This window comes from Pseudomonas sp. MF4836, from assembly GCF_002018875.1.
Classification (GTDB): Bacteria; Pseudomonadota; Gammaproteobacteria; order Pseudomonadales; family Pseudomonadaceae; genus Aquipseudomonas.
Map to the genome: position 1 here is coordinate 295,702 of NZ_MVOL01000002.1, position 26,014 is coordinate 321,715.

The 26,014-nt window shown below is 63.1% G+C and carries 26 protein-coding genes and 1 tRNA gene; 14 read left to right on the forward strand and 13 right to left on the reverse strand.

The genetic code is table 11. The annotated features are described in order from the left end of the window. Positions 1 to 4: 4 nt before the first annotated feature. From MF4836_RS35950 to MF4836_RS04745, 3 genes are all read right to left on the reverse strand, one after another. Positions 5 to 1,846 carry a M48 family metallopeptidase gene (locus tag MF4836_RS35950; protein ID WP_078469378.1) on the reverse strand — a complete coding sequence of 614 codons (1,842 nt, stop codon included), beginning with the start codon at positions 1,844 to 1,846 and terminating at the stop codon, positions 5 to 7. A 5-nt stretch (positions 1,847 to 1,851) separates the two neighbouring features. Beyond that, positions 1,852 to 3,852, reverse strand: coding sequence for a DUF4034 domain-containing protein (locus tag MF4836_RS04740; RefSeq protein WP_078469379.1), 2,001 nt, complete (start codon positions 3,850 to 3,852; stop codon positions 1,852 to 1,854). Positions 3,853 to 3,994: 142 nt separating this feature from the next. Next, positions 3,995 to 4,957: a LysR substrate-binding domain-containing protein gene (locus tag MF4836_RS04745; RefSeq protein ID WP_078469380.1), complete on the reverse strand. Its 963-nt coding sequence runs from the start codon at positions 4,955 to 4,957 to the stop codon at positions 3,995 to 3,997. Between the two features lie 92 nt (positions 4,958 to 5,049). Between MF4836_RS04745 and MF4836_RS04750 the strand changes: the two genes are divergently transcribed. Continuing rightward, entirely contained in the window at positions 5,050 to 6,039 is a 990-nt protein-coding gene (locus tag MF4836_RS04750; RefSeq protein ID WP_078469381.1) for a DMT family transporter, read from the forward strand. Positions 6,040 to 6,057: 18 nt separating this feature from the next. Here MF4836_RS04750 and MF4836_RS04755 read toward each other — a convergent pair whose 3' ends face one another. Continuing rightward, positions 6,058 to 7,212 carry a Fic family protein gene (locus tag MF4836_RS04755; protein WP_078469382.1) on the reverse strand — a complete coding sequence of 385 codons (1,155 nt, stop codon included), beginning with the start codon at positions 7,210 to 7,212 and terminating at the stop codon, positions 6,058 to 6,060. A 466-nt stretch (positions 7,213 to 7,678) separates the two neighbouring features. On the opposite strand from MF4836_RS04755, the gene MF4836_RS04760 reads away from it, so the two are divergent. From MF4836_RS04760 to MF4836_RS04770, 3 genes are all read left to right on the forward strand, one after another. Continuing rightward, positions 7,679 to 7,957 (forward strand): hypothetical protein, encoded by a 279-nt coding sequence (locus tag MF4836_RS04760; protein WP_078469383.1) that lies wholly within the window; start codon positions 7,679 to 7,681, stop codon positions 7,955 to 7,957. A gap of 108 nt (positions 7,958 to 8,065) precedes the next feature. After that, positions 8,066 to 8,641: a hypothetical protein gene (locus MF4836_RS04765; RefSeq protein ID WP_078469384.1), complete on the forward strand. Its 576-nt coding sequence runs from the start codon at positions 8,066 to 8,068 to the stop codon at positions 8,639 to 8,641. Positions 8,642 to 8,648: 7 nt separating this feature from the next. After that, positions 8,649 to 8,861: a helix-turn-helix domain-containing transcriptional regulator gene (locus MF4836_RS04770; protein WP_178102913.1), complete on the forward strand. Its 213-nt coding sequence runs from the start codon at positions 8,649 to 8,651 to the stop codon at positions 8,859 to 8,861. A gap of 81 nt (positions 8,862 to 8,942) precedes the next feature. Here the strand turns inward: MF4836_RS04770 and MF4836_RS04775 are convergent. The 5 genes from MF4836_RS04775 to MF4836_RS04795 form a co-directional block, all read right to left on the reverse strand. Continuing rightward, a tRNA-Phe gene (locus tag MF4836_RS04775) sits at positions 8,943 to 9,018 on the reverse strand. Between the two features lie 103 nt (positions 9,019 to 9,121). Beyond that, positions 9,122 to 9,394, reverse strand: a complete 273-nt coding sequence (locus MF4836_RS04780; protein ID WP_078469385.1) for an oxidative damage protection protein — start codon at positions 9,392 to 9,394, stop codon at positions 9,122 to 9,124. Beyond that, the gene (mutY, locus tag MF4836_RS04785; protein WP_078469386.1) at positions 9,391 to 10,458 is read right to left on the reverse strand and encodes an A/G-specific adenine glycosylase; all 1,068 of its coding nucleotides are present in this window, start codon (positions 10,456 to 10,458) and stop codon (positions 9,391 to 9,393) included. The genes MF4836_RS04780 and mutY overlap by 4 nt, the downstream gene beginning before the upstream one ends. After that, on the reverse strand, positions 10,455 to 12,683 hold the full coding sequence (locus MF4836_RS04790; protein ID WP_078469387.1) for an AsmA family protein: 2,229 nt from the start codon (positions 12,681 to 12,683) through the stop codon (positions 10,455 to 10,457). Before MF4836_RS04790 ends, mutY begins: the two co-directional genes overlap by 4 nt. 81 nt (positions 12,684 to 12,764) lie before the next feature. Then, positions 12,765 to 13,163, reverse strand: a complete 399-nt coding sequence (locus MF4836_RS04795; RefSeq protein ID WP_078469388.1) for an acetyl-CoA sensor PanZ family protein — start codon at positions 13,161 to 13,163, stop codon at positions 12,765 to 12,767. A gap of 309 nt (positions 13,164 to 13,472) precedes the next feature. On the opposite strand from MF4836_RS04795, the gene MF4836_RS04800 reads away from it, so the two are divergent. The 7 genes from MF4836_RS04800 to MF4836_RS04830 all read left to right on the forward strand — a co-directional run bounded on the left by MF4836_RS04800 (position 13,473) and on the right by MF4836_RS04830 (position 19,280). After that, a complete protein-coding gene (locus MF4836_RS04800; protein WP_078469389.1) occupies positions 13,473 to 15,134 on the forward strand; it encodes an OFA family MFS transporter in 1,662 nt (553 codons plus the stop codon). Positions 15,135 to 15,354: 220 nt separating this feature from the next. Next, positions 15,355 to 15,948 carry an imidazoleglycerol-phosphate dehydratase HisB gene (gene hisB, locus MF4836_RS04805; protein WP_017849940.1) on the forward strand — a complete coding sequence of 198 codons (594 nt, stop codon included), beginning with the start codon at positions 15,355 to 15,357 and terminating at the stop codon, positions 15,946 to 15,948. Further along, entirely contained in the window at positions 15,948 to 16,586 is a 639-nt protein-coding gene (gene hisH / locus MF4836_RS04810; RefSeq protein ID WP_020299546.1) for an imidazole glycerol phosphate synthase subunit HisH, read from the forward strand. Before hisB ends, hisH begins: the two co-directional genes overlap by 1 nt. Next, a complete protein-coding gene (locus tag MF4836_RS04815; protein ID WP_078469390.1) occupies positions 16,586 to 16,843 on the forward strand; it encodes a DUF2164 domain-containing protein in 258 nt (85 codons plus the stop codon). The genes hisH and MF4836_RS04815 overlap by 1 nt, the downstream gene beginning before the upstream one ends. Before the next feature lie 100 nt (positions 16,844 to 16,943). Next, complete coding sequence (gene hisA / locus MF4836_RS04820) at positions 16,944 to 17,681, forward strand: 1-(5-phosphoribosyl)-5-[(5-phosphoribosylamino)methylideneamino]imidazole-4-carboxamide isomerase (protein WP_003187784.1); 738 nt, start codon at positions 16,944 to 16,946, stop codon at positions 17,679 to 17,681. A 9-nt stretch (positions 17,682 to 17,690) separates the two neighbouring features. Continuing rightward, a complete protein-coding gene (hisF, locus tag MF4836_RS04825) occupies positions 17,691 to 18,461 on the forward strand; it encodes an imidazole glycerol phosphate synthase subunit HisF (protein WP_020299543.1) in 771 nt (256 codons plus the stop codon). Positions 18,462 to 18,524: 63 nt separating this feature from the next. Then, on the forward strand, positions 18,525 to 19,280 hold the full coding sequence (locus tag MF4836_RS04830; protein ID WP_078469391.1) for a substrate-binding periplasmic protein: 756 nt from the start codon (positions 18,525 to 18,527) through the stop codon (positions 19,278 to 19,280). Positions 19,281 to 19,290: 10 nt separating this feature from the next. Here the strand turns inward: MF4836_RS04830 and MF4836_RS04835 are convergent, their stop codons facing one another. From MF4836_RS04835 to gpmI, 4 genes are all read right to left on the reverse strand, one after another. Next, a complete protein-coding gene (locus MF4836_RS04835) occupies positions 19,291 to 20,115 on the reverse strand; it encodes a divergent polysaccharide deacetylase family protein (protein ID WP_078469392.1) in 825 nt (274 codons plus the stop codon). A 115-nt stretch (positions 20,116 to 20,230) separates the two neighbouring features. After that, a complete protein-coding gene (locus MF4836_RS04840) occupies positions 20,231 to 21,541 on the reverse strand; it encodes a S41 family peptidase (protein ID WP_020299540.1) in 1,311 nt (436 codons plus the stop codon). Between the two features lie 32 nt (positions 21,542 to 21,573). After that, positions 21,574 to 22,860 (reverse strand): murein hydrolase activator EnvC family protein, encoded by a 1,287-nt coding sequence (locus tag MF4836_RS04845; protein ID WP_020299539.1) that lies wholly within the window; start codon positions 22,858 to 22,860, stop codon positions 21,574 to 21,576. A gap of 134 nt (positions 22,861 to 22,994) precedes the next feature. Beyond that, positions 22,995 to 24,524: a 2,3-bisphosphoglycerate-independent phosphoglycerate mutase gene (gene gpmI, locus MF4836_RS04850; RefSeq protein WP_078469393.1), complete on the reverse strand. Its 1,530-nt coding sequence runs from the start codon at positions 24,522 to 24,524 to the stop codon at positions 22,995 to 22,997. 151 nt (positions 24,525 to 24,675) lie between these two features. Between gpmI and MF4836_RS04855 the strand changes: the two genes are divergently transcribed. From MF4836_RS04855 to secB, 3 genes are read left to right on the forward strand one after another with little or no spacing between them, the layout of a single operon-like run. Continuing rightward, positions 24,676 to 25,089, forward strand: a complete 414-nt coding sequence (locus MF4836_RS04855) for a rhodanese-like domain-containing protein (RefSeq protein ID WP_078469394.1) — start codon at positions 24,676 to 24,678, stop codon at positions 25,087 to 25,089. A 1-nt stretch (position 25,090) separates the two neighbouring features. Next, on the forward strand, positions 25,091 to 25,345 hold the full coding sequence (grxC, locus tag MF4836_RS04860; RefSeq protein WP_020299536.1) for a glutaredoxin 3: 255 nt from the start codon (positions 25,091 to 25,093) through the stop codon (positions 25,343 to 25,345). Positions 25,346 to 25,403: 58 nt separating this feature from the next. Beyond that, a complete protein-coding gene (secB, locus tag MF4836_RS04865) occupies positions 25,404 to 25,886 on the forward strand; it encodes a protein-export chaperone SecB (protein WP_020299535.1) in 483 nt (160 codons plus the stop codon). Positions 25,887 to 26,014 lie beyond the last annotated feature (128 nt).

Consider the following 26,014-nt stretch of genomic DNA (forward strand, 5'->3'; position numbering starts at 1 on the left):
CGCATCAGTCGGGTGACGCATCGAGACGCATCCGCGCCGCCTCTGTGCACTGCGCAAGCCGTGGGTCGTTGTCTTCGAGGAGGTAGGCCTCGACCCGCAGGTGCAGGCGGGGCATTAGCCGATCCAGCAGTTGCTCGCAGTTGCGCTGGCTGTAGTTCTGCTCGCCGGTAAGACGGCTGACGAGGCGCAGCAGAAGGTTCTCCCGGGCCTGGACCAGCAGCACATAGTGCCGGCTATCGGGCAGGCGCAGCAGCCAGACGCCGCCGGCAATGCGCAGCAGCGGGGCCAGGGTCTGAGCCAGTTTGTTGACTTCCACGGCGGCCAGTTCATGGGCGTGATACTGCGGCGGGCCCTGCTCGGCGTTGGTCTGTTTTTGCAGGCGGTCGGCCTGTTGCCGATAGTGGCTGGCCTGCTCCCAGTCCTGCGCGGTCATGGCCAGCATGCTCAATTGGCGCAAGCTGCCCAACTGGTAGGGCCCGGGCTCGGCGGCCAGTTGTTGCCAGCGTTGCGCGGCGGCTTGATGCTCCCCGGCCTGGTACAGGCTGAAGGCCTGCTGCTGGCGCAGGGCGCGGTGTTCCGGGTCCTGCTCCAGGGCCTCTTCCAGCAATGAGGCGGCCCGGGGGTTGTCGTCCAGGTGGGTGCGATACAGCCAGGCCAGGCGGGCGATCTCATCACTGTTGAGGCTGCGGATCCGTTGCTTGCGCAACAGCTCGTGGTGTTCGCCGACCAGGGCCTGATAGTCCTCGCGGGCGTCGTTGCAGCGCTCGCGGATGAACTCGGCAAATTCTTGGTCCAGACGTTGCGCCAGGGCATGGTGCTGTTCTCCCAGCCACGCCTGGGCGGCGCTGGGTTGAGCGCGTTGCCAGTTCAGGGGCAGGTCGGTGCGTGCGGTGTCGATGCCCAGCGCGGCCAGGCGCTCTGCCAGTGCCGGGTGGGTGTCGCTGCGTTCGGTGCTGTTGCACAGTTCGGCGTGCAACCAGGTGCCGGCCTGGGCGGCGTCCACCGGGGTCGCCAGCAGGCCGTGGCGCGCCAGTTCAAGCAGGGGTTGCAGGTTGTCCCGGGGCTGGTTCACCGCCTGGGTGTAAAGCCTGGGCCAGTAGTCCTCGGCCAAGGCGCGGCGTTGCAGGGCGGTGCCGATCAGGGCCTGGGCGAAGGTGTCGGCGCCGCAGACTCGCGCTGCCTCGGCGTCGGCCTGGTATTCACAGTGGCGGGCGAAATCCAGGCTGATATCGAGAAACCTCGGCACGTACCACTCCACGAACAACCGCAGCGGGGCGCCGCTCAGGGTGCGATTGCGCTCCAGTCGGTCGCTGACGGCCTGCCATTGCAGGCGGGCGAAATACACCCGGCTGGCGTAGCGCCCGTGGCGATGGGCAATGTGCGCGCATTCGTGGGCGAGGATGGCTGCGCAGGCTGCGGGCGACAAGGTGTCGAGCAGCGGCAGCCCCAGCCACAGCACATTGCGGGTGCGGCCGGCGAGCACCCGGTGCTGGCGAATGCTGGCGTTGAACTGGCTGTTGAGGTACACCGCATCCAGCCTGGGCGCGCCCAGCTCGCTGCGGATCCGCTCCAGTTCGGTGAACAGCTGCGGCACCTGCTCGGGCAGCAAGGGGATGCCGTCTTCATCCCCCTGGACCCGGCTGCTGAACGGAACCTTGAGCATCACCAGGCCGAACGGCGCGGCGGGGAAGGTCGCCACCGCCGCCAGCACCCCAAACAGCCCCGGCAAGGCCACCAGCAACAGCGCCGGCAGCAGGCAGAGCAGCAGGCCCAGGGTCAGCAGCGCTACATCCCCCAGCAGCAGCCAGGCGCTGATCCGCAGCCGGTGTCGACGCAGGTTCGGCATTTCACTCATGACGCAGGTTTGGGTGGCAGGTCGTCGGGGCTGATGTTGCCGCGCTTGAAAAAGGCCCCGACCACCGTGCCCATGGTCTTCACCAGGCTGTGGGAGTTGAGCACCTCGCGTTCGATTTCCTCGATGCCCTCGTTGTCCGGCAACAGGCGGGTGGCGTGCTGGGCCCATTCGATGGCGGCAAAACGGCTGCGCTTGGCGCCGCGTCCGTTCATGTAGGCCAGGGCGATTTCCGCACAGGCGCGGGCGGCGGCCCAGTCGTCCTGGTCGTCGATCAGCGAGCGCAGGTAGCCTTGCACGCCTTCTTCCTGCTCGTCGAGGGTGCCGAAGTCGCGTTGCAGTACGCCGATTCGCAGCCGGGCGAATGCTTCGCAGCGCGGGTCCTCGCGGGACTCCTGCAGCAGTTGGCGCACGGCGTTGAAGTGCTTGCGCTCGTTGAAGTCCAGGCCCTGGCTGAACAGCCGGTCCCAGGCCATGTTGTACTTGGCCAGGGCCGAACCGTCGGCCACTGCGCGCTCCAGCCAGAACTCGCGGGCGGCGTCATTGATATAGCTCTCCGGGGTGTTGCTGCGGCTGCCCCGGTGAATGTCGTACATGGCACTGGAGGCGTCGTGTACCCGGCGTTCGGCGCATTGTCGGATCAAGTAGTAGCCCGCCTCATGGGCGCCGCTGTCCCACAGCAGGTAGCCGGCATTGAGGATATTGAAGTTGTCGTCCATCTGGTTTTTGCTCAGCACCGCGGCGCGGTTGAGCAGCGTGCGTGCGCGCTCCGCATCGTGAGCAAAGCCCCAGAGCCCGAACTCGTGACCCACGGCGGCCAGGGCCAGCGGGGTGGCCAATTCATCCATGCGGCACATGCGTTCGATCGCGTCTCTGAAGACGTCGATGTGGTCCGTCATCTGATGGATCAGGGTCAGGTAGGCGAAGCTGTGGAACGGGCCGTCGACCTCACGGAAATACACCCCGGGCGCAAAGGCCGCGACGCTGGCCACATGCAGCGAGTAGGCGCGCGCTTCGTCGTTCAGCGAGTAGCTGCAGAAGTTGGCGAAGCGGCCCAGGGCATCGCCGCGCTCTTCGGGCCGCAGGTCGCGTTGCAGCCAGGCTTCGAAGCGCGTCTGGAAGGCTTGCGCGGTGCTGACTTCATCGGCGGCCGGGTAGTCGCTGATGGCGTCGTACGCGCCGACCCAGCGGATCGCGTTGCGTTGCGCTTCGTCCAGCCCGGTGGCGAGTGGGCCGCTGGCCAGGCCTTCGATGTCTTCGTAACTGCCGCCCCAGCGCGGCCGCAGGTAATTGGTGTAGGCCAGCAAGGCTTCGAGGCAGGCGGGGCGCCATTGCAGGATCTGATGCAGCCAGTAGTCCTGGCCCTGGTCCATTTCGTGGGCCTCCCGGGTCGGCAGCAGCTTCGGCAGCGCCTGAGGCGCTTGGGCCAGTGGGGTCAGGCCATAGTCGGCCAGGTGTGCCAGGGCCTGGGCCAGCAGTTCCGGCTCCTGGTCGTTGGCGGCGCAGGTGACGGCGGGCTGTTGGCGGAACAGTTCCAGCAGCCAGGCCGGCTCCTGGAAGTGTGACGACAATTGCAGCATGGCCATGCCGGCTGCCACCGGGCGCGACGAGCGCTGCATGGCGGTCAGCAGTGCTGCGGTGGCGTTCTCGCAGGCCATGGCTGCGCCCAGCCAGCAGTCCTGGGACACGCCCTGGGCCCAGCCGTAGCCGCGGATGTCGGTGGCGCGGCCAAAGCAGAATTTGCCCCAGATCAGTTGTGGGTGATACGCCTCGGGGCAGGCCGCGATCCAGGCCTGGAGAAACTGCGCCACGGACGCATAGGACTGGGTGCTGTAGTCGAACAGCGTCCCGGCCTGGGTTGCATCGATGTAGGGATGGCTGCCAGTGGGCGCCTCGAGCCATTGCGCCTCGAGCTCGTTGTAGTAGTGATCCAGCTCGGCATAGGCGGCAGTGCGTACCAGATCACGAACGTGCAGGCGCAGGGTAGAGAGGGTATGCAAGGGGCATCATCCTTGATCGGGTAAGGGGGCGGCGCAGTCCGGGGTTTGCGCGTGGGGCGTATCGCATGGGGCATCGCGCCCGGGCTGCGGTAAAAAATCCGCGTGATATTAATACAATGGCAGGCGTGGCGCAGCCGGATGTTCAGGCTGGCAGCGGTGGGGTGTCGGCGTCGAGCTTTTTGGCGGCCTGGGCCTCATCGTCAGCGCGCAACTCATCCTCCAGCCATTGCACCAGGGCCCGGGTTTCGTGACGATCACGGTCCTGATAGCGGCTGAACACCGAGATCGCCTCCGGCAGCGGCACGCTCTGCGCGCAAGGGCGGATCAGCGCGCCGCTCTCGATCAAGCGGTTGGCCGTGCGCTGCCAGCCCATGGCGATGCCATGCCCCTCGACAGCGGCTTGCAGCATCATCGGATAGTTATCGAACACCTGACTGGCACTGTGCTGGGCCAGGGTCAGGCCGAACTTGCCCAGCCAACTGTCCCATTCCATCAAGTGCGGCGGGCTGGAGCGGTGGTGCAGCAGGGTGTGCTGCGGCAAGTCAGTGAGGGCCAGCGGCAGTGCGGTACCTGCCAGATAGCTCGGGCTGCACACCGGGAATACCTCGTCGGACGCCGTGAACGCCAGGGCCTGGGAGCCGCTGGCGCGCCCGGTGCTTTGCAGAGCGACGTCGAAATGCCCGTTGAATTCGGTCAGCGGGCGGGTGGTGGTGACCACCTGGATCTCGATTTGCGCATGCCGCTGATGAAACCCGGACAGGCGCGGCATCAGCCAGTAGAAGGCCTCGCACAGCTGGCACAGCAGCACCAGCTGGTTCTTGCGCGGCGCGCCACGCAGCTCGTCGGCGCTGGTGCCGATGCTGCGCAAGGCGCTGCTGACCACCCGCGACAACTCGATGCCTTGGGCCGTGAGAAACACCGCGCGATTGCGCCGGCTGAACAACTGCACACCGAGGTTCTCCTCCAGCCCGCGAATCTGCCGGCTGATGGCGGCCTGGGTGATGTGCAGCTCCTGCGCCGCCAGGGAAAAACTGCCGAGCCGCGCGGCGGCCTCGAACGGCAGCAAGCTGGCGAGTGGGGGAAGGGACTTGCCGAGAGCATTCATAATCTGTGGTTATGCATAGGCGGCTGAGAACTCGTTTGTAGCACAGAACCGGCGTTGCGCAGTATGGCCCCACGTTATCGATGGAGGCTGTCATGTCCCAACCTGTCCCACATCTGGCCGCTGGCATCGCCTGCGCCGTGTTCGCCACCCTGAGCTGGGCGCTGAACTTCATTGCGCCCTACGTCAGCGGGGCTTACAGCTTGTTTGATCTGCTGGCGCTGCGGTTTCTGCTGGCGGGGTTGATCGGCGGCGTATTACTGCTGGCGCACCACCGCCAACTGACCTTTATCCGCCCGTGGCAGCGCGGGCTCGGGCTGAGCCTGGGGGTTATGGGTTACCTGGGCTACAGCGCCTGCATCGCCGGCGGCATCCTCTTCGCCGGCCCGGTACTGACCCCGGCCCTGATTGGCCTGGTGCCGGTGCTGCTGGCGCTGCTGGGCAATGTCCGCTGCCCAACATTGACGTGGAGCCGGCTGGTGTTGCCCCTGGGCTTTCTGCTGTGCGGCTTGCTGTTGATCCACCTCGGTAGCCTCGATCAACCCCTTATCGCCGGTCCATCGCTGGGCATCGGCCTGCTGTTCTCGGTGCTGGCGGTGGTGATCTGGCTGGTGTTCAGCCTGCTCAACCAGCACGCCATGGACCAGTTACCGACCACCGCCAACGGTGCGTGGACCGGGCTGATGATGGCCGGTGGCGCCCTGGGCACCCTGTGCTTGCTGCCGATCGGCCTGCACCTCGACCTGTTGCGCCTGCCGCACCTGGGGTTCGGCTTCGACCAGGCCGGCTCGCTCTACGCCTGGGCCCTGGCGCTGGCCCTGCTGTCATCGGTGGCTGGCGGCTGGGCCTGGAACCTCGCCACTCGCTACCTGCCGATGGTGCTCTCGGCCCAATTGATCTCCCTCGAGTCCCTGTTCGCCAGCGTGCTTGGCCTGCTGTTCCATGGGCGCTGGCCGACCCTGTTTGAAGCCTTGGGCCTGGGGGCCGTGCTGCTGGGGGCGATGCTGGCGGTGCGGGTGATTTTGCCGGGGCGGGGGCAGGAGGTGGGTGAGGGCAAGGCGTGCGTGAGTGGGCGTTTGGATTAGCCGCGTGTACGAGGTTCTTCAGGGCTTGTCGAGGGGCTCAGGGATGAAACCCTGCTCCCGAAGCGATTTGATAACGCCTCTGATCAGGTAGTTGTTCGAAAAACCGATGGTGTATTGCCGTGCTCCCGGACTGATGGGCAGCAACATGCCTTGGTCGACCAATTTTCTGATCTGGTAGGTGCGCTGCCCGGCAGACAGTTTTGGCAGTACGTTGCCAATGTCCGCTGACTTGACCACTTTGATTTTAATCGCGGCCGCCAGCACCCGTTCCTCCGCCTGGGTGATCCAGCCGCGCTCATGGGCGAAGGTCACCGCGGGGTCCAGAATGTGCGTCTTCAGGTAGCGGTAGTCAGTCAGCCGATCGACCTTCTCCAGCTCGTCCCGGACCCCCTCCAGTACATAGGTGCACCACAGCTCCCGTCCCTCCTTGGTGCCGGCATCCGCCGTGGCGAGCATGGCGTAGTAGCGTTCCCGATCATTGCAAAACACTGCCGTGGGGTTGAGTACTCGTCCGACGGCGCTCACATCAAAGCCATATTTCAGGAGCAGGGCATAGGTCAGGAGCCGCACCACACGTCCGTTGCCATTGCTGAATGGGTGAATCCAGCCAAACCGATGATGGGCCAGCGCGACTTTCATCAGGTCGTATTTGGGAGGGTCTTCGCAATTCACGAAGGCCACCAGCTCTTGCATGTAACCGGGGACCAGTACCGCATCCGGGGGTAAATGATCGGATTGCGCAATCTGCACGCCGCCCAGGCGATAGGCTCCTGGGGTCGGGTCTCCTTCTCGTTCCAGCGTTTGTACGGCGATGGCGTGCAGTTCTCTGATGGCCAGCTCTGTCAGTTCGGTGCCGGGGGCCATGATCTGCTCGATGTAGTCCATGGCTTTTTCGATATTGGCGATTTCGCGCAGTTGATCAGTCTGTTCGGCGGTGCCCTCGACTTTGCTCTCGATGTAATCGGCCAAGGTCGTGTGGTTGCCCTCGATCCGTGCGGAGCCCAGGCTTTCAAGTGCATGGAAAATGGATTTGAGTTGATGGAAAACACCTGGTGGCGTATCACCTTCCAGCCGGAGCCGGCGAAGGTGCTCCAGCTCGCTCAGGACGTCGACCAGGCCTGAGTCGAAAGAAGGATTCAACAGCTCCAGATCGTGGTGAGTGAAGGTTGCCATGGTGCAGTTATCTCAAGCCTGTCTTGGGGATATCTTTAAAGGTCGCTGGCTAAGCCCAGTATTTAAAGGGCTGATGGCTAGTAAGCGCTTAACATTATCTCAAATCCAGGTTTTTACTAAGTCAAAGTGTATGTGTTGCCCGTGGCGTGCTTTTGCCTGGGCATCAGGGTTTCGTGCGCCTTGTTACTTCTGGTTATCGAGCAAGGCTTGCTCTGTGGGGAGGGGCTCTTTACTCTGCGCCGGTCGCTGCAAAATCAGCGGCCGGGTGTAGGAACCCGTTCACAAGATGCGTATAAGCACCCGAAATCTTCGGGTGTTTTTTGCTGCCTATGTGTTATGGCGGCTATACGCGGGCACGCCTCGGCGTGACCGGGTCTTGTGTGTGCCGGTTCCTACCCCGCGTATAGCTGCCACCTGGCGTGTAGGACGTTGCGTGGTAGTTCTTCTCACACAAGGAGCTACGCCAATGAACGGATATATCCCGCTACCCAACACCCCCAGCGAACACCCTGTTCTGCTGATCAACCCCAACGCCCCGTTGGTGGACCTCTTGGCCTGCGCCGATCAGCGCGTACGCGCCATTCACAAGCTGATGACCCGCCTCTCATGCATGACCGCCCACAGCGCGGACGAGACCGACCTGTTCCAGATCGCCGACATTGCCGCGCTGCTGCTCAGTGACGGCGTGGCCTTGCTGGATGTGGCGCAGGGCAGAGCAATGACGTTGGTGGATAAGGCGGCCTGAGGGCCTTCGGTTAAGCGGCCAGGCCGGTCTAAGCCTGGCCGCCTCGCCTCTGAACACGCCGGCGCAGGTATGCTGGCGGCTTTTGCTGATGGACCAGGAACGACAACGATGACATTACGCACATGGATTGGGCTGGCGCTGCTGGCTGTCAGCGGGCCGCTATGGGCCAGCGAGCCGGCCTCGGTGTACCTGCGCTGCACGATGACAGCCGAGCAGTACGCCAAGGCCATGGCGGCGCCTCCAAGCTCGGCGCTGGCCTATAGCGATTGGCAGGCGTGGTTCGACAGCCAGGGCCCATTCGGCCCGGGGCTGGTCGAGGTGGAATGGCTGCGTGACTATTCCGCTGTCCCCAGCCTGCAAACCCTGGTGCAGTGGTGGTTGGGCGCAGGCGGGACCTCACGCTATGACCCGCAGACCGGGAGTTGGCAGTTTGCGCTGCTGGAATTCACCGACAACTACGGCGAAATGATCCAGCTGCTGGCGCCCCTGCGCGGCGTCGCCTCTTACTGCCAGCCGCAGTCCGGCAGCTTCCTGTTTATCTACTCCTACTTCTGGGGCAACGGCGACAACGCCTACCTGACCCTGGATACACAACGCAGCCAGTTCGCCCCCGGCCCGACACCGGCCCAGCGCACCGAGGCGAATGCGGCGCTCAAGGCGCTGATGGAGTCGAGTGCCGACTGAAATTGACATGAGTTATTTGGAGGGTGAGATGGCGAAGAGCAGATTGAGCAGGTGGGATGTTGTCGATCATCTGCGGACAGAGCACGACAGGTCGCTCTATCTTGAGGCCTGTCAGCAGGAAAACGATCCGCAACTGCTGGCTGTCGCCCTGGGTGATATCGCCCGGGCGCGGGAAATGCATCGGCGCCCAGGGGCACGGAAAAAACCGATGCAGGGCTAAACCCCAGACAACAAAAAACCCGCACTAGGCGGGTTTTCTGGTTGCTCTCACGTGATGTAAACACCACCTGAAAGCTGAAGGTGGTGCCCAGAGACGGAATCGAACCGCCGACACGGGGATTTTCAATCCCCTGCTCTACCGACTGAGCTATCTGGGCAACGGGGCGCATTAAACGGGTTTTTCGGGGGGGCGTCAAGCGAGTTTTGAAAAAATGTTTAATTATTACCGTCGCTTACGTTCCACCCCCGATTTATACGGGTTTACTCAGCTGGCGGCACGTAGCCGTCGGCCTTGGCGTATTCCTCGCCGGAGAAGAACTTGTCCATCTCGCCCTGCAAGTATTTGCGGTCTTCGGCGTTCATCATGTTCAGGCGTTTTTCGTTGATCAGCAGGGTCTGGTGTTTTTGCCAATCGGCCCAGGCCTTGGCCGAGACGTGGTCGAAGATGTCCTGGCCCTTGGCGCCGGGAAACGGCGCGCGCTCCAGGGCGGGCAATTCTTCTTGGTACTTGCGGCACATGATGGTGCGGGTCATGACAACTCTCCTGCGTTCAAGACGTCGGCCGCGCGTTTAAGCAGCTTTTTCACCGGGGCGGCAAGGCCCAGGCGCGGCGGGGTGGCGAGGTTATACCAGAGCCAGTCGGCCTCGGCCACGTGATGGGCCGACTCCTCGACCTGGACCAGCCAGGGTTCGATGGCCAGCTGGAAGTGGCTGAAGGTGTGCACCAGGCTCGGCAGTTCGTGTTGCTCGCCCAGGGCCAGCGAGTGTTGCAGCGCCAGGTGTTCGAGGTCGGCCAGGTCATCGAGCTCCGGCAGACTCCACAAGCCGCCCCAGAGGCCGCTGGAAGGGCGGCGATAAAGCAGGATCGCGCCGTCGCGATTGGCCAGCATCGGCATCAGGGTGCGCTTTTGCGGCACGCTCTTGCGCGGCTTGGGGATCGGGTAGCGGGTTTCGAGCCCCAGCATGTGAGCCTCGCAGCCGCGCTCCAGGGGGCACAGCAGGCAACTGGGCTTGCTGCGGGTGCAGAGCGTGGCGCCCAAGTCCATCATCGCCTGGGTGTAATGGTTGACCCGGGTGTGCGGCGTGAAGCGCTCGGCGGTGGCCCACAGTTGCTTGGCCACCTTGGGCTCGCCCGGGTAGCCCTCCTGCGCCGTAAACCGTGCCAGCACGCGCTTGACGTTGCCGTCGAGGATCGAGGCGCGGATACCCATGCTCAGGCTGGCGATGGCGCCGGCGGTGGACAGGCCGATGCCCGGCAGTTCGGTGAGTTTCTCGACGTCGCGGGGAAACTCGCCGCCGTAGTCGGCAACGATGATTTTCGCGGTCTTTTGCAGGTTGCGCGCCCGGGTGTAGTAGCCCAGGCCGGTCCACAGGTGCAGCACTTCGTCTTCCGGCGCGGCGGCCAGGGCTTCGACCGTCGGCAGCGAGGCCATGAAACGGTCGAAGTAGTTGAGCACGGTGCTGACCTGGGTCTGTTGCAGCATGATCTCCGAGACCCACACCCGGTACGGGGTGATGCCCTGTTGCCAGGGCAGGTCGTGGCGGCCGTGGTGGTCGTACCAATCCAGTACCGCCGGTGCAAACTGTTCCGCTCTCATCGTTTGAACAGCCCTTTGAGCGCGTTTTTCAGTTCCGGGCTGACCTTGTCGCCGAGTTTCTCTTCAAGTTTTTCGCTGAGGCGATCGCCGGCCATCCGCGTCGCGACCTGACCCAGGCCATCCTTGTCCAGGCGGCAGGCCTTGGCCCCCAGTTCCAGCGGGCCACGGCAGCGCAATGGCAGTTCGAGGCCGACAAAGCGCTCGCCGACCTGGCAGGCCGGATCGGGCATGTCGCTCTTGTCGCCTTCGACCACGATGCCGACGCGGTAGTCCATGCCCAGCACCCGCAGGTCGATGTCGCCGTTGCCGTTGACGGTCATGCCCGGGATGCGCACTTTCAGGTCCGGGTTGCTGGCCACGCCGTTGCGCAAGGTCAGGTTGCCCTTGAGTTCCTGGAACGGCGTGTCCTTGCCGCGCGGGGTGCTGCTGAGGGTCTTGCGGTTGAGGAAGGCGATGCCCTGGCACAGCTGCTGTTCCAGGTTGGCGTTGAGCAGTACGCCGTTGTTGATCACAAAGCTGGTGGTGCCGTTGAGGCTGTCGATCAGGGCTTTCTGGCTGTTGCCGCTGCCGCTGAGGTTGCTGTTGAGCGTCACCAGGCCCTTGACCGGAGGCGTCTGCCCCTGGCTTTCGAGGATGCGCTCCACCGGCACCCGGTTGATCTTGGTCTGCAGGCTCAGCAGCGGGGTGGCCTGGCGCACGTCGAGGTTGCCGCTGGCATCGAAACTGCCGTTGTACAGCTCGCCGCGCAGGCTTTGCAGTTTCAGCAGGCCGCCCTGGCCGTTGGCCTTGAGTACGGCATTCTGGATTGGCAGTTTGTCCAGGGTCAGTTGGCCAAAGCTCAGGTCGGCGTCGACGTCCAGCTTGCTCAGGCGTTCCACCGGCAGCAGGCGTTCGGTGCTCCAGGCGCCCTTGGTCGGTGCGTCCGGCAGCGGGGTGGTGCCGGCACCGGCCATGGCATCGGCCTCGCTGCTCTGCACTTCGGCCTTGCGCGCCACCGCCGCGCTGTTGGCGGCGGCGGACTTGGGCGGCAGGTAGCGGTCGACGTTGAAGGTATCGGCCTTGAGCTGGGCGCGCAGCGACTGCTTGGCGAAGTCTTCGATGGCCAGGCGGCCGCTGAAGGTGCTGTCGTCGAGCTTCAGGTTCAGGTCTTCCAGCGCCATGCTGGTGGGCGTGCCTTGCAGGCGGCTGACCAGTTCGACCTTGGTCAGGCTGCCCTCGGCCATGGCCGGCAGGGTCTGGCCGATGCTGTCGACAAATTTGGCCAGGTCGAACTGGGCAATCGAGATGCCGCCACTGATCTGCGGGGTTTTATCCAGGTCATTGACCTTGAGTTCACCCAGGGCGCGCAGCTGGTTGGCGGAGATTTTCAGGCCGGTCCATTCACCGACGTTGGCGGCCTTGTCCAGCAGCAACTGGCCTTGGGCGGCGAAGGTCACGGTCTTGCCTTGCAGCGGGTCGCCGGTGACTTCGCCCGACAGGCGCATGTCTTCGAACTGGTAGCGCTGCAGGGCGCGGTCAAAGCGCAGCTCGCCGTTGAGTTCGGTGCGCACCCGCACCACTGGCTGGTTGCTGGCCAGGAAGGCGGTGAGTTTGACCGGGGTGGCGGTGGCCTCGTGGATCGGCCCGGTACTGAGCTGGATGCTCTCGGCGGTGAACTGCTTGCCGCTCTGTTCGTCGTTGTATTCAACCCGGGCGTTGTTCACGGTCAGGCTGTCGATGTCGAGGCGGATCGGCTGCGCGGCCTTTTCGGCCGTGGCCGGGGTTTCGACGCCCGGCTCGCCGGTGCTGGTGGCCGGGGTCTCGGCCTGTTTCGCCAGGGGCGCGGCACGGCCGATGTCTTCCCAGTTGCCGTGGCCGTCCTTGTCGCGGTTCAGGCGCAGGTTCAGGCCTTCGACCCGTACATCGCTCATCTGCACTTCGCGGCGCAGCAGGGGCAGCACGCGTACCGACAGGCCCAGCATCTGCAGGTCGGCGAAGGGTTGGGTCGGGTTGGCCAGGGTTGCGACGCTGGCTTCGTGCAGTTCGAGGCCGAGCCAGGGGAACAGGCTCCAGCCGATGTCGCCATTGAGCGTCAGCTCGATGTGGGCCTTGTCGCGGGCAATCTGGCGAATCTCGTCTTTGTAGTCGTTGGGATCAAACAGGTGGGTCAGGGCAAAGCCCAGAGCCACGATGATCAGCAACAGCCCGAGAAGTACCAGACCCAGGATTTTGCCGAACGCTTTCATGGGCGAGTCCTTGTAGTGTCGAATTCAAATTTAGCCGGGGAGTATAGCGCCCCGGAACCGACGACTGGTCACCGATCGCGCCTAGAGCTCATCCAGCTCCAGATGCAGTTTGGCGGCCAGTGCCTGGGCCGGCAGATGCCCGGCTGGCGCGAGCAGGCGCAAGGTTGCGCCCTGTTGTCGGGCCATTCTTTGTGCCTCGCTCACCAGTCGCTCGGCCACACCGCGGCGGCGGGTGATGCTGCGCACGCACAACTGGGACAGGTGCCAGACCGCTTGGTGCCGTTGCAGGCGCGCGGCCCCCAGCAGGCGGTCGTTGAAGCGTCCGGCGATCAGCGAGCCGTCGCCCAGGCCGGTTTCAATCAGCTCCCCGGCGTCGCTCAGCGGTGCGAACAGCCAGTGGGGGGCGTCCTGGTAGATTTTCTGCAGGTCCTGCTGATCCTGATAGCTCACGTGGTGCAGCGACTCGACAACGATGGGCATGGATTCTCCTGGGCAGGCAGTGCGGCGTCGGCAAATACGGTTGCAGGCGGGCCGGCTGCTGCGCATGGCTCGGGCTTTTGCCGGGTGTGCCTGCAGGTTTGCAGGGGTTCGAAGCAGATGAGCACTGCGCCGCCATCTGTTTGCGTTTTCTGTGGCGGGCAAATGGTAACCTCTCGCCGTTCGTCCGTCCCTCTGCGACTTAACGTCGCGCTCAAATGGAGCTTTACTCAATAAAACGGCCATGCCTGCGTGCAAAGGCCGTGGGTGAAGAGCGGCCGACGAATAATTCTAACAATTGGGGGAATATCCATGAGCACTAGCACTTCGGCGGGTAGTTCCGCCGTCCAGCCAGCGTTCTTGTCCAAAGAACGCATCATCGCCAGGCCCGGTTTCAACCGCTGGCTGGTTCCACCGGCCGCCCTGGCCATCCACCTGTGCATCGGCATGGCCTATGGCTTTTCCGTGTTCTGGCTGCCGTTGTCCCAGGCCCTGGGCGTGACCGCCCCGGTGGCCTGTGCGCCTGACATGAGCTATATCGCGCAGATCTTCTCGTCCCAGTGTGACTGGCCGATCTCCATGCTCGGCTGGATCTACACCCTGTTCTTCATCTTCCTCGGCTGCTCGGCAGCGATCTGGGGTGGCTGGCTGGAACGCGCCGGCCCGCGCAAGGCTGGGGTGGTCTCGGCACTGTGCTGGTGCGGCGGCCTGCTGATTTCGGCGTTGGGCATCTATACCCACCAGATCTGGCTGATGTGGCTCGGTTCCGGAGTGATTGGCGGCATCGGCCTGGGCCTGGGCTACATCTCGCCGGTGTCGACCCTGATCAAGTGGTTCCCGGACAAGCGCGGCATGGCCACCGGCATGGCGATCATGGGCTTTGGCGGCGGTGCCATGGTCGGTGCTCCGCTGGCCGCGGCGTTGATGGGTCACTTTGCCTCGCCGACCGGCGTCGGTGTATGGCAGAGCTTTCTGGTAATGGCGGCGATCTACTTCGTGTTCATGCTGGCCGGCGCCCTGTCGTACCGCGTTCCGCCGACCGGCTGGAAGCCTGAGGGCTGGACCCCGCCGGCGAAGCGAGCCGCCAACGCGATGATTACCCATCGCCATGTGCACGTGAGCGTGGCCTGGAAAACCCCGCAGTTCCGCCTGGTATGGCTGGTGCTGTGCCTGAACGTCTCGGCCGGTATCGGCATCCTCGGCATGGCTTCGCCGCTGTTGCAGGAAGTGTTCGGCGGCAAGTTGCTGGGCAATGGCTTGTCGTTCGGCCAACTGGATACCGCGCAAAAGGCGTCGATTGCGGCAATCGCCGCGGGCTTCACCGGTTTGTTGAGCCTGTTCAACATCGGCGGCCGCTTCTTCTGGGCCTCGTTCTCCGACTACCTGGGGCGTAAAAATACCTATTTCGTGTTCTTCGCCCTGGGCTTTGCCCTGTACGCGCTGATTCCGAACCTGGGCCACCTGGGCAATATCGCGCTGTTCGTGGCGGCGTTCTGCATCATCCTGTCGATGTACGGCGGCGGTTTTGCCACGGTGCCGGCCTACCTGGCGGACCTGTTCGGCACGCAGATGGTCGGCGCGATCCATGGTCGGCTGCTGACGGCCTGGGCTGCTGCCGGCGTGCTGGGCCCGGTGCTGGTGAACTACCTGCGTGAGTACCAGTTGAGCATCGGCGTCGAGCGCGCCGCCGCCTATGACATCACCCTGTACATCCTCGCCGGCCTGCTGGTGCTGGGTTTCCTGTGCAACCTGCTGGTACGCCCGGTGGCGGACAAGTACTTCATGACCGACGCGCAACTGGCGGCCGAGCAGGCACTGGGGCATGACAAGGGCGCCGACAGCAGCACCATGCTGGAGTGGAAGGCGTCGGCGTCGAGCCTGCCGCTGGTGATCGTGGCCTGGCTGGTGGTGGGTATTCCGCTGGCGTGGGGCGTGTGGGTCACCCTGCAAAAAACGGCGGTGCTGTTCCGCTAGGCCTCGGCCTGATGCACAAAAAGCCGGTGCGTGATCTTCACGCGCCGGCTTTTTGCCGTGTGGGCCGGGCCAATGTCCGTTCGGCTGGCTTGTCATGACAGGTATAGCCCCGCAGCCATTGGCTCGCGCCCGTCAGGATATTGTCCGGCATGTTTCTGTTTGGCGGCCGTCGGGCCTATAATGGTCGCCTTTTTCGCCCAATGATTTTGCGGAGCTGGTGATGGCCGAACGTAAGGCGTCTGTCGAGCGCGACACTCTGGAAACCCAGATCAAAGCCTCGATCAACCTGGATGGCACCGGAAAGGCCCGATTTGATATCGGTGTTCCGTTCCTTGAGCACATGCTGGACCAGATCGCCCGTCACGGGCTGATCGACCTGGATATCGTCAGCAAAGGCGACCTGCATATCGATGACCACCACACCGTGGAAGACGTCGGTATCACCCTGGGCCAGGCGTTTGCCAAAGCCATCGGTGACAAGAAAGGCATCCGCCGCTATGGCCATGCCTATGTGCCGTTGGATGAAGCGCTGTCGCGCGTGGTGATCGACTTCTCCGGCCGCCCGGGCCTGCAGATGCACGTGCCCTACACCCGCGCCACCGTTGGCGGCTTCGACGTCGACCTGTTCCAGGAGTTCTTCCAGGGCTTCGTCAACCACGCCCTGGTCAGCCTGCACATTGACAACCTGCGTGGCACCAATACCCACCACCAGATCGAGACCGTGTTCAAGGCCTTCGGCCGTGCCCTGCGCATGGCGGTGGAACTGGATGAGCGCATGGCCGGGCAAATGCCCTCGACCAAGGGCGTCCTGTAATGCAGACGGTCGCGGTTATCGATTACGGCATGGGCAACCTGCACTCGGTGGCCAAGGCCCTCGAGCACGTAGGGGCCGGCAAGGTGCTGATCACCAGCGATGCCGATGTGATTCGCGAAGCCGACCGGGTGGTGTTCCCCGGCGTTGGTGCGATTCGCGACTGCATGGCGGAGATCCGGCGCCTGGGTTTCGACTCGCTGGTGCGGGAAGTCAGCCAGGACCGTCCGTTCCTCGGCATTTGCGTGGGCATGCAAGCCCTGCTCGATCGCAGCGAAGAGAACGACGGCGTTGATTGCATCGGCCTGTTCCCGGGCCAGGTGAAGTTCTTCGGCAAGGGCCTGGTAGAAGACGGCGAGCACCTCAAAGTCCCGCACATGGGTTGGAATGAAGTGCAGCAGACGGTGGATCACCCGCTGTGGCACAACATCGCCGATCGTGCGCGCTTCTACTTCGTGCACAGCTACTACATTGCCGCCGGCAATGCGCGGCAGGTGGTGGGTGGCGGTCATTACGGCGTCGACTTCGCCGCGGCGCTGGCCGATGGCTCGCGTTTCGCCGTGCAGTTCCACCCGGAGAAGAGCCATACCCATGGCCTGCAATTGCTGCAGAACTTCGCCGCCTGGGACGGGCGCTGGTAATGGCCATCAAGAAAAAGCCGCCGATCCTGACCCTCACTCCCGAGCAGGAGAGCGAGGCCAATCACAAGATCAAGCGCTTTATGGAGGATCGCTTCGAACTGGACCTGGGTTCGTTCGAAGCGGCTGAAATCCTCGATCTGTTTACCCGCGAAATTGCGCCGCACTATTACAACAGGGCGATTTTCGATGTGCAGACGCACCTTAAAGAAAGGTTCGAAAGCATCGAAAGCGACTTGTGGGCGCTCGAGAAGAACTAGGGCAGCGGCAAGCTTCAGGCTGCAAGCTGCAAGAAGTAGACACGCGTGCGCGCTTGCAGCTTATGGCTTGCAGCTTGCAGCTCTTTGACGAAGGAAAAGCATGCTAATTATTCCCGCTATCGATCTCAAGGACGGCGCCTGCGTACGTCTGCGCCAGGGCCGCATGGAAGATTCCACAGTGTTCTCCGATGACCCGGTGAGCATGGCTGCCAAGTGGGTGGAGGGCGGTTGCCGTCGCCTGCACCTGGTGGACCTGAACGGTGCCTTCGAAGGTCAGCCGGTCAATGGCGAAGTGGTGACCGCGATCGCCAAGCGCTACCCGAACCTGCCGATCCAGATCGGCGGCGGCATCCGCTCCCTGGAAACCATCGAGCACTACGTCAAGGCTGGCGTCAGCTACGTGATCATCGGCACCAAGGCCGTGAAAGACCCGGCCTTCGTCGCCGAAGCCTGCCGTGCGTTCCCGGGCAAAGTCATCGTTGGTCTGGACGCCAAGGACGGCTTCGTCGCCACCGACGGCTGGGCTGAAATCAGCACCGTGCAGGTGATCGACCTGGCCAAGCAGTTCGAGGCTGATGGCGTGTCTGCCATCGTTTATACCGACATCGCCAAAGACGGCATGATGCAGGGCTGCAACGTGCCTTTCACCGCTGCGCTGGCGGCGGCCACGAAGATTCCGGTGATCGCCTCCGGTGGCATTCACAACCTGGGTGACATCAAATCGCTGCTGGACGCCAAGGCGCCTGGCATTATCGGCGCCATCACCGGCCGTGCGATCTACGAAGGCACCCTGGACGTCGCCGAAGCTCAGGCTTACTGCGACGCCTACAACGGCTGAGGACTGACCATGGCGCTGGCCAAACGCATCATCCCTTGCCTGGACGTCGACAACGGTCGCGTGGTCAAGGGCGTCAAGTTCGAGAACATCCGTGACGCCGGCGACCCGGTGGAAATCGCCCGTCGCTACGATGAGCAGGGTGCCGACGAGATTACCTTTCTCGACATCACCGCCAGCGTCGACGGTCGTGACACCACGCTGCATACCGTCGAGCGCATGGCCAGCCAGGTGTTCATTCCGCTGACCGTGGGCGGTGGTGTGCGTACCGTGCAGGACATCCGCAACTTGTTGAATGCCGGTGCGGACAAGGTTTCGATCAACACTGCAGCCGTGTTCAACCCCGAGTTCGTGGGCGAAGCGGCGCAGCATTTCGGCTCGCAGTGCATCGTCGTCGCTATCGACGCGAAGAAGGTATCCGGCCCGGGCGAAACCCCGCGCTGGGAGATCTTCACCCATGGCGGGCGCAAGCCTACCGGGCTGGACGCGGTGGAGTGGGCGAAGAAGATGGAAGGCCTGGGCGCCGGTGAAATCCTCCTGACCAGCATGGACCAGGACGGCATGAAAAACGGCTTCGACCTGGGCGTGACCCGCGCCATCAGCGATGCCCTGGGGATTCCGGTGATCGCCTCTGGTGGCGTCGGCAACCTGCAGCATCTGGCCGATGGCATCCTCGAAGGCCACGCCAGTGCGGTGCTGGCAGCGAGTATTTTCCACTTCGGCGAGTACACGGTTCCCGAGGCCAAGGCGTACATGGCCCAGCGCGGAATAGTTGTGCGATAGCCACTGGACAGCATGGCGGGCTCACGGCACTCTTGAGCACGCCATGGATTCCGGTAGCCCGTCATGTTCAAACGTTTGCTCCTTGTTCTTGCCAGCGCTACGCTCCTGCTTTCAGCGGCCTCTCGTGCCGCCGACACGTCCGATACCTCCCTGGTGTTGCTGACGGAAAACTTCCCCCCTTACAACATGGCCAAGAACGGTAAGAACTTCGCCCAGGGCGATAACATCAACGGCATCGCCGTGGATATCGTGCGGGAAATGTTCAAGCGCGCCGGGATCAATTACAGCCTCACCCTGCGTTTCCCCTGGGAGCGGATCTACAAGCTGGCCCTGGAGCAGCCGGGTTACGGCGTGTTTGTCATGGCGCGCCTGCCGGACCGGGAGCAGTTGTTCAAATGGGTCGGCCCGATCGGCCCGGATGACTGGATCATGCTGGCCAAGGCCGACAGCAAAATCGCCCTGGAGAATCTGGAGCAGGCGCGTCAGTACAAGATCGGCGCCTACAAGGGCGACGCCATCGCCGAGACCCTGGCCAAGCAGGGCCTGGCACCGCTGGTGGTGCTGCGTGACCAGGACAACGCGAAGAAGCTGCTCAACGGCCAGATCGACCTCTGGGCCACCGGCGACCCGGCCGGGCGCTACCTGGCCAGGCAGGAAGGCATCACCGGTCTCAAGACCGTGCTGCGTTTCAACAGCGCTCAGTTGTACATGGCCCTGAACAAAGACGTCCCCGACGAAATCGTCACCAGACTCCAAGCCGCCCTGGATCAGCTGCGCAAAGAAGGCGTGGTCGACGAAATCATGGGGCGTTATCTCTAGAGCAGCAGCCCTACCTGTACTTGCCGTTTTTGCCGTGAGCTACTGTGGCCTGGTTGCTGCGCACGCTGATCATCAATTTGATATCGATCCACTCGATGCCCTGGGCCTTGAGCTTGGGCAGCTCGCGTTCGAGTACCGCCAGGGTCTGTGGATAAGGGTGGCCGATCATCACCGCCGAGCCCTGCTTGTGCGCCAGGTTGATGGCGGTTTGCAGTTGCCCGGCAATAGCGGCTTCGGTGCGCTCGTCGTCGAGGAATACATCCCGTGAAACACTGGCCAGGCCGATTTTCTGGGCCTCGGCGGCGGCGACGGTCTGCGCGCTGGTGCGGCTGTCGACGAAGAACTTGTGACGGCGCTGCAATTCAGCCATCAACCAGGCCATGGCCTGCGGCTGGGCGGTCATGCGGCTGCCCATATGGTTGTTGATGCCGCTGGTGTAGGGCACGGCCTTGAATGCCGCATCGAGACGCTTTTGCAGTTCTTCGATGGGCAGCTCGGGGTGCCAGGCAAAAGGCCCGGTGGCCGGGTCCATGGGCATGTGCAGGATGACGATCTTGCCGGCGCGATGGGCTTCGCGGGCGAATTCGGCGGCGTGGGGAGTGTCGGGCATGATCGCGGTGGTCACCGGCCCTGGCAGGGCCAGCACGCGGCGATCCCGGGGCAGGTTTTGCCCAAGGTCGTCGATGATCAGGGTCAGGTAGGCCTTGCGCGGCACCTGGGAGGTTTCAGCCGCCTGGGCCGGGATCACATTCAGAAGACACAACAGGGCGACCAGAAGCCCCCACGACAACCTTGAAACGGGTTGGCGCTGGCGGGTCAGGGGGATGTGTAACATGGGATTGGGCTGCGGCCTTTGCACGGGTGGTGAGGCGCCATCGCCGGCGAGGGGCATGCCCCTCGGGCCCCCGCAGAATGCACGGGAGCCGCTTTACCGGCGATGGGTTTGACGGTCAGCGACCGCGGGTGATGCTCAAGCCCTTGAGCAGGCTCAACGCCTGGGCCAGCTGGTAATCGTCGTCCTGCGGCATCGGCTTGGCCTTGCTCGCCGAACCGCTCGGCTTGTCGGCGCCGCCGTTGCCATTGCCCAGGTGGCCCTGGAGATCGGCTTCCTTGAAGTATTCGCCGTCCTGGGACTCGCTGGTGATCTTGGCGCGACGCACCTCGATGTCCGGCACGATGCCCTGGGCCTGGATCGAGCGCCCATTGGGGGTGAAGTACAGCGCGGTGGTGATCTTCAGCGCGCGGTCGTTGTTCAGGGGCAGCACGGTTTGCACCGAACCCTTGCCGAAGCTGGTGGTGCCCATCAGCACCGCGCGTTTCTGGTCTTGCAGGGCGCCGGCGACGATTTCCGAGGCCGAGGCGCTGCCGCCGTTGATCAGCACCACCATCGGCACGGCTTCGCTTTCGTCCTTGCCGGTGGCCGAGAAGCGCAGCTCGGAGTTGGCGATACGGCCCTTGGTGTAGACGATCAGGCCCTTGGTGATGAAGTGGTCGACCACTTCCACCGCCGATTGCAGCACGCCACCCGGGTTGTTACGCAGGTCGAGAATGATCCCGCTGAGTTTCTTGCCGTTGTCCTTGCGCAGCTTGGCCAGGGCCTTGGAGACTTCTTCGCCGGTCTTGACCTGGAACTGGGTGATGCGGATGTAGCCGTAGCCCGATTCCAGCAACTGGCTCTTCACGCTTTTGACCTGGATCGTGGCGCGCGCCAGGGTCACGTCGAAAGGTGTACCGCCGTCGCGGACCAGGGTCAGGGTGATCTTCTGCCCGAGTTTGCCGCGCATCTTGTCCACGGCTTCGGTCATGGTCTGGCCACGGGTCGGCTGGCCGTTGATCTTGACGATCAGGTCGCCGGCCTGAATCCCGGCCTTGGACGCCGGGGTGTCGTCGATCGGCGATACCACTTTGATAAAGCCGTCTTCGGCGCCGACTTCGATGCCCAGGCCACCGAATTCACCGCTGGTGCTTTCCTGCAGCTCGGCAAAATCTTCCGGGCCCAGATAGGCGGAGTGCGGGTCGAGGTTGCTGAGCATGCCTTTGATGGCGTTTTCCAGCAGGGTCTTGTCGTCGACAGGTTCGACATACGCGGCCTTGATCCGGTCCATGACCTCGGCAAAGGTGCGCAGCTCTTCGAGCGGCAATGGCGCCTTGGTGGTCGCGGCGGCTGCCGATTGAGCAGTTTCGGCGGCGAACGCCAGCGGCGCGCCGATCACCAGAGCGATCGTCAGGGCCAGCGAGGTGAGGCGGGACAAATGCAGCATGTCGAACGAACTCCTAAATTAGGTAACGGCGCTTATCCTTGCGCGCGGCACCATTGTGCCGGGTCGCTGGGGCGGCCCTGCTGACGAATAGCGAAGTACAGCGCAGGTGTGTCTTGTCCGCCACTATTACCGACCGTGGAAATGGACTCACCGGCTTTGACAATGTCGCCAGCTTCTTTAAGCAATGTCTGGTTGTGTCCGTAGAGGCTGAGGTAACCGTTGCCGTGGTCGAGGATCACCAGCAAGCCGGCGCCGCGCAACCAGTCGGCAAACACCACGCGACCACCATGTACGGCGTGTACCTGGCTGCCGGCGCTGGCGCTGATCATCACCCCGTCCCACTTGGTACGGGCGTCGTCGCCACGGGATTCACCAAAGCGTGCAAGCAGTCGACCATCAACAGGCCATGGAAGTTTTCCCCGGGCTGAAGCAAAAGGCCCGCCGAAGGATGCGCCTGAACTTGAAACCAGGGGGCCAGGCGCTGATCTGGTTGGTTTGCGTGGGGCATCGCTGGCGTCTGCCTGGGCCTCACGTAAACGCTTTTTTTCGGCTTCCTGCTGGGCGATCAGCGCTTTCTGTCGCGCTTCTTCTGCCTCTCGAGCCTGGCGGGCCAGGGTTTCCTCGATGGTTTTCAGGACTTTCGACAGGTCGGCCTGGTCTTGCTCGCGGGCTTGCAGCTTCTGGTCGCGGGCTTTCACATCGTCGTTGAGCTTGGCCAGGACCTGCTGGCGTTCCTTGCGGACTTTGTCGAGTTCTTCGCGCTGGCTGTCGAGGCTGCTTTTCTGCACCAGCAACTGGGCCTGTTGCAGGGAGATGTCTTTTTCGACATTGGCCAGTTGGCGCAGGGTTTCGTTGAAGTTCTTCAACTGCTCCAGGCGTGCCTGGCTCAGGTAGTCGTAATAGGTCAGGGTGCGGGCGAATTTTTCCGGATTCTGCTGGTTGAGCAACAGCTTGAGGTATTCCTGGCGACCGTTCTGGTAGGCCGCACGGGCTTGGATCGCGATCAGTCGTTGCTGTTCAGTGCGCGCGCTCTGGAGTTTTTTTTTCTCCTCATCGAGTCGCTGCAGCTCGGTCTCGCTTTTCTTCAGCTCTTTTTGCAGGGTTTCGACCTGCTTTTCCAGCTTGCCCATCTCGGTTTCAGTGCCGCGCAGGTCTTTTTGCACGCCGGATTTTTCTTCCTGCAGCTTGCCCAGCAGCTTTTTCAGCTCGGTAATGTCCTGACGCGTGGCGTCCAACTGTTGTTGGGTTTGCGCGCGCTCATCGGCAAACGCCGGTTGGAGCAGGCAGATCAGAGCAAGGGCAATCAGCGAGCGAAGCATAGAGGCGGGCGACACCAGGGAAAGGGACGGCCTAGTATGCCCGCCCATCGCAGCAAAAAAAACGCCTCAAAGCCAACTGCTTTGAGGCGTTCGTCATAAAAAGCCGTTTCCGGCCGGTTTTGGGCCTTTTGCTATCAAACCAGGATCGATTTGCCGGTCATCTCTTCAGGCTGCTTGAGGCCCAGCAGCTTGAGCATGGTCGGCGCGACGTCGGCCAGGACCCCGCCTTCGCGCACTTTCAGTGCACGTTTGCCGACATAAATGAACGGCACCGGCTCGGTGGTGTGGGCGGTGTGCGCCTGGCCGGTGGATTCGTCGGACATTTGCTCGACGTTGCCATGATCGGCGGTGATCAGGGCTTCGCCGCCTACCTTCTCCAGGGCGTCGACAATCCGCCCCACACACAGGTCCAGGCATTCCACGGCCTTGACCGCCGCGTCGAACACGCCGCTGTGGCCGACCATGTCGCCGTTGGCGTAGTTGACGATGATCACGTCATAGCGCTGGTGTTCGATGGCGTCGACGATCTTGTCGGTGACTTCCGGTGCGCTCATTTCCGGCTGCAGGTCATAGGTGGCGACCTTGGGCGACGGGATCAGGATGCGTTCTTCGCCGGGGAAGGGCTCTTCACGGCCGCCGGAGAAGAAGAAGGTCACGTGGGCGTATTTTTCGGTTTCGGCGATGCGCAGCTGGGTCTTGCCGTTTTTCGCCAGGTAGTCGCCGAGGACGTTTTCCAGGCTGCCGGGAGCAAAGGCCGATGGCGCGGGGATGCTGGCGGCGTATTGGGTGAGCATGACGAAGCCGGCCAGTTTCGGCTGGCGGGCGCGCTCGAAGTCCTTGAAACCGTCCTCGACGAAGACCCGGGTCAACTCGCGGGCGCGGTCGGCGCGGAAGTTCATGAACACCACGGCGTCGCCGTCTTCGACCTTCACCGGTTCGCCCAGGGTGGTGGCCTTGACGAATTCGTCGCTTTCGCCACGCTCGTAAGCGGCCTGCAGGCCTGCCTGGGCATCGGCGGCGTTGAATTCAGCCTGACCGTCGACGATCAGGTTGTAGGCCTGGGCCACGCGGTCCCAGCGATTGTCGCGGTCCATGGCGAAGTAGCGCCCGATCAGGCTGGCGATACGGCCCTTGCCCAGGGTCTTGAAGGATTCATCCAGCAGTTCGATGGACGACTGGGCGCTTTTAGGCGGGGTGTCACGGCCATCGAGGAAGGCGTGCAGGTAGATTTTTTCGGCGCCACGCTTGAACGCCAGCTCGGCCATGGCCACCAGGTGGTCCTGGTGGCTGTGCACGCCGCCGTCGGACAGCAGGCCGAGGATGTGCACGGCCTTGCCCGCCGCCACGGCTTTATCCACGGTGGCGCAGAGGGTCGGGTTCTCGAAAAAGTCGCCGTCTCGGATCGATTTGGTCACCCGGGTGAAGTCCTGGTACACCACGCGCCCGGCGCCGAGGTTCATGTGGCCGACTTCGGAGTTGCCCATTTGCCCGTCCGGCAGGCCGACATCCATGCCCGAACCCGAGATCAGGCCGTTCGGCATGCTGGCGCACAAGCGGTCCAGGACCGGCTTCTTGGCCGAATAGACGGCGTTGGATTCGTGGCTCTCGCTGTGACCGAAGCCATCCAGAATCATCAGGACCAAAGGTTTAGGCGTGGTAGTCATAGATTCCACTCGTGGCTGGATTGGGGGAGGTGTTTAAAAAGGGAGTGGCAGTTTAAAGCTAAGTTCCGGTGCCGTCACCGCCGGGCGGGGTTTGGCCGACCTTGACGGCTGTGTATACTGGCCGACATTTTAACGCCCTGGAACCTCCTTGATGGTTGCTCACCTGATTCAATTCGCCACTGATCACTACTTGCTCGTCGGCGCCTTCGTCATCTTGTTGGCTCTGTTGATCGCCCATGAGTTGAGCCGCGGCGGCCGCAGCCTCAGCACCCGCGAGCTGACCGCACTGGTCAACAGCGAGCAGGGCGTAGTGATCGATATCCGTCCATCCAAGGACTTCGCCGCAGGCCACATCGTGGGCGCGCTGAACATTCCCCAGGACAAACTGATGGCTCGCATCGGCGAGCTGGAAAAACACAAGGCCAAGACCCTCATCCTGGTCGACGCCCAAGGCCAGCATTCAGGCATTCACGCTCGCGAACTGCTGAAGGCCGGCTTTACCGCCGCCAAGCTGTCCGGTGGCATCGGCAGCTGGAAAGCCGACAATCTGCCGTTGGTGAAGTGATATGGCCGCTGTCGTCGTCTACTCAAGTGATTACTGCCCTTACTGCTCGCGGGCCAAGCACCTGCTCGAGAACAAAGGCGTAGCCTTCGAAGAGATCAAGGTCGATGGCAAGCCCCAGGTGCGCGCCGAAATGGCCCAGAAGGCCGGACGCACGTCCGTGCCACAGATCTGGATCGGCAGCACCCATGTGGGCGGTTGTGATGATTTGTTCGCCCTGGAGCGCGCCGGCAAGCTCGACGCGCTGCTCAAGGCTTGACCGAACCCCCCAAAATAGTCGAACCCTCTAGTAGCCCCGAGATCAAGAAGGATCCGAGATGACTGACCAACAGAACACCGCCGCTACCGAAGACGAAAGCGCTCCACAATTTTCCCTGCAGCGCATTTACGTGCGTGACCTGTCCTTTGAAGCTCCGAAAAGCCCGGCAATCTTCCGCCAGCAGTGGGAGCCAAGCGTCGGTCTGGACCTGAACACCCGCCAAAAGCCACTGGAAGGCGACTTCCACGAAGTGGTCCTGACCCTGTCGGTGACCGTGAAAAACGGTGAAGAAGTGGCATTCATCGCTGAAGTGCAACAGGCCGGGATCTTCCTGATCAAGAACCTGGACGAGGCTTCCATGAGCCACACCCTGGGTGCCTTCTGCCCGAACATCCTGTTCCCGTACGCTCGTGAAGCGCTGGACAGCCTGGTGACCCGTGGTTCGTTCCCGGCACTGATGCTGGCGCCGGTGAACTTCGACGCGCTGTACGCCCAGGAGCTGCAACGCATGCAGTCGGCTGGCGAAAACACCGTCCAGTAAACCGCACGTGCAGTACGAAAAAAGCGCCGTTCAAGGCGCTTTTTTCATGTTCGGCCCGGCCATTTCCAGCGATCACCTGCAGCCGCCTGTAGCCGCTGCCGAGCCCGCGGGGCTGCGCTGGCCGGTGC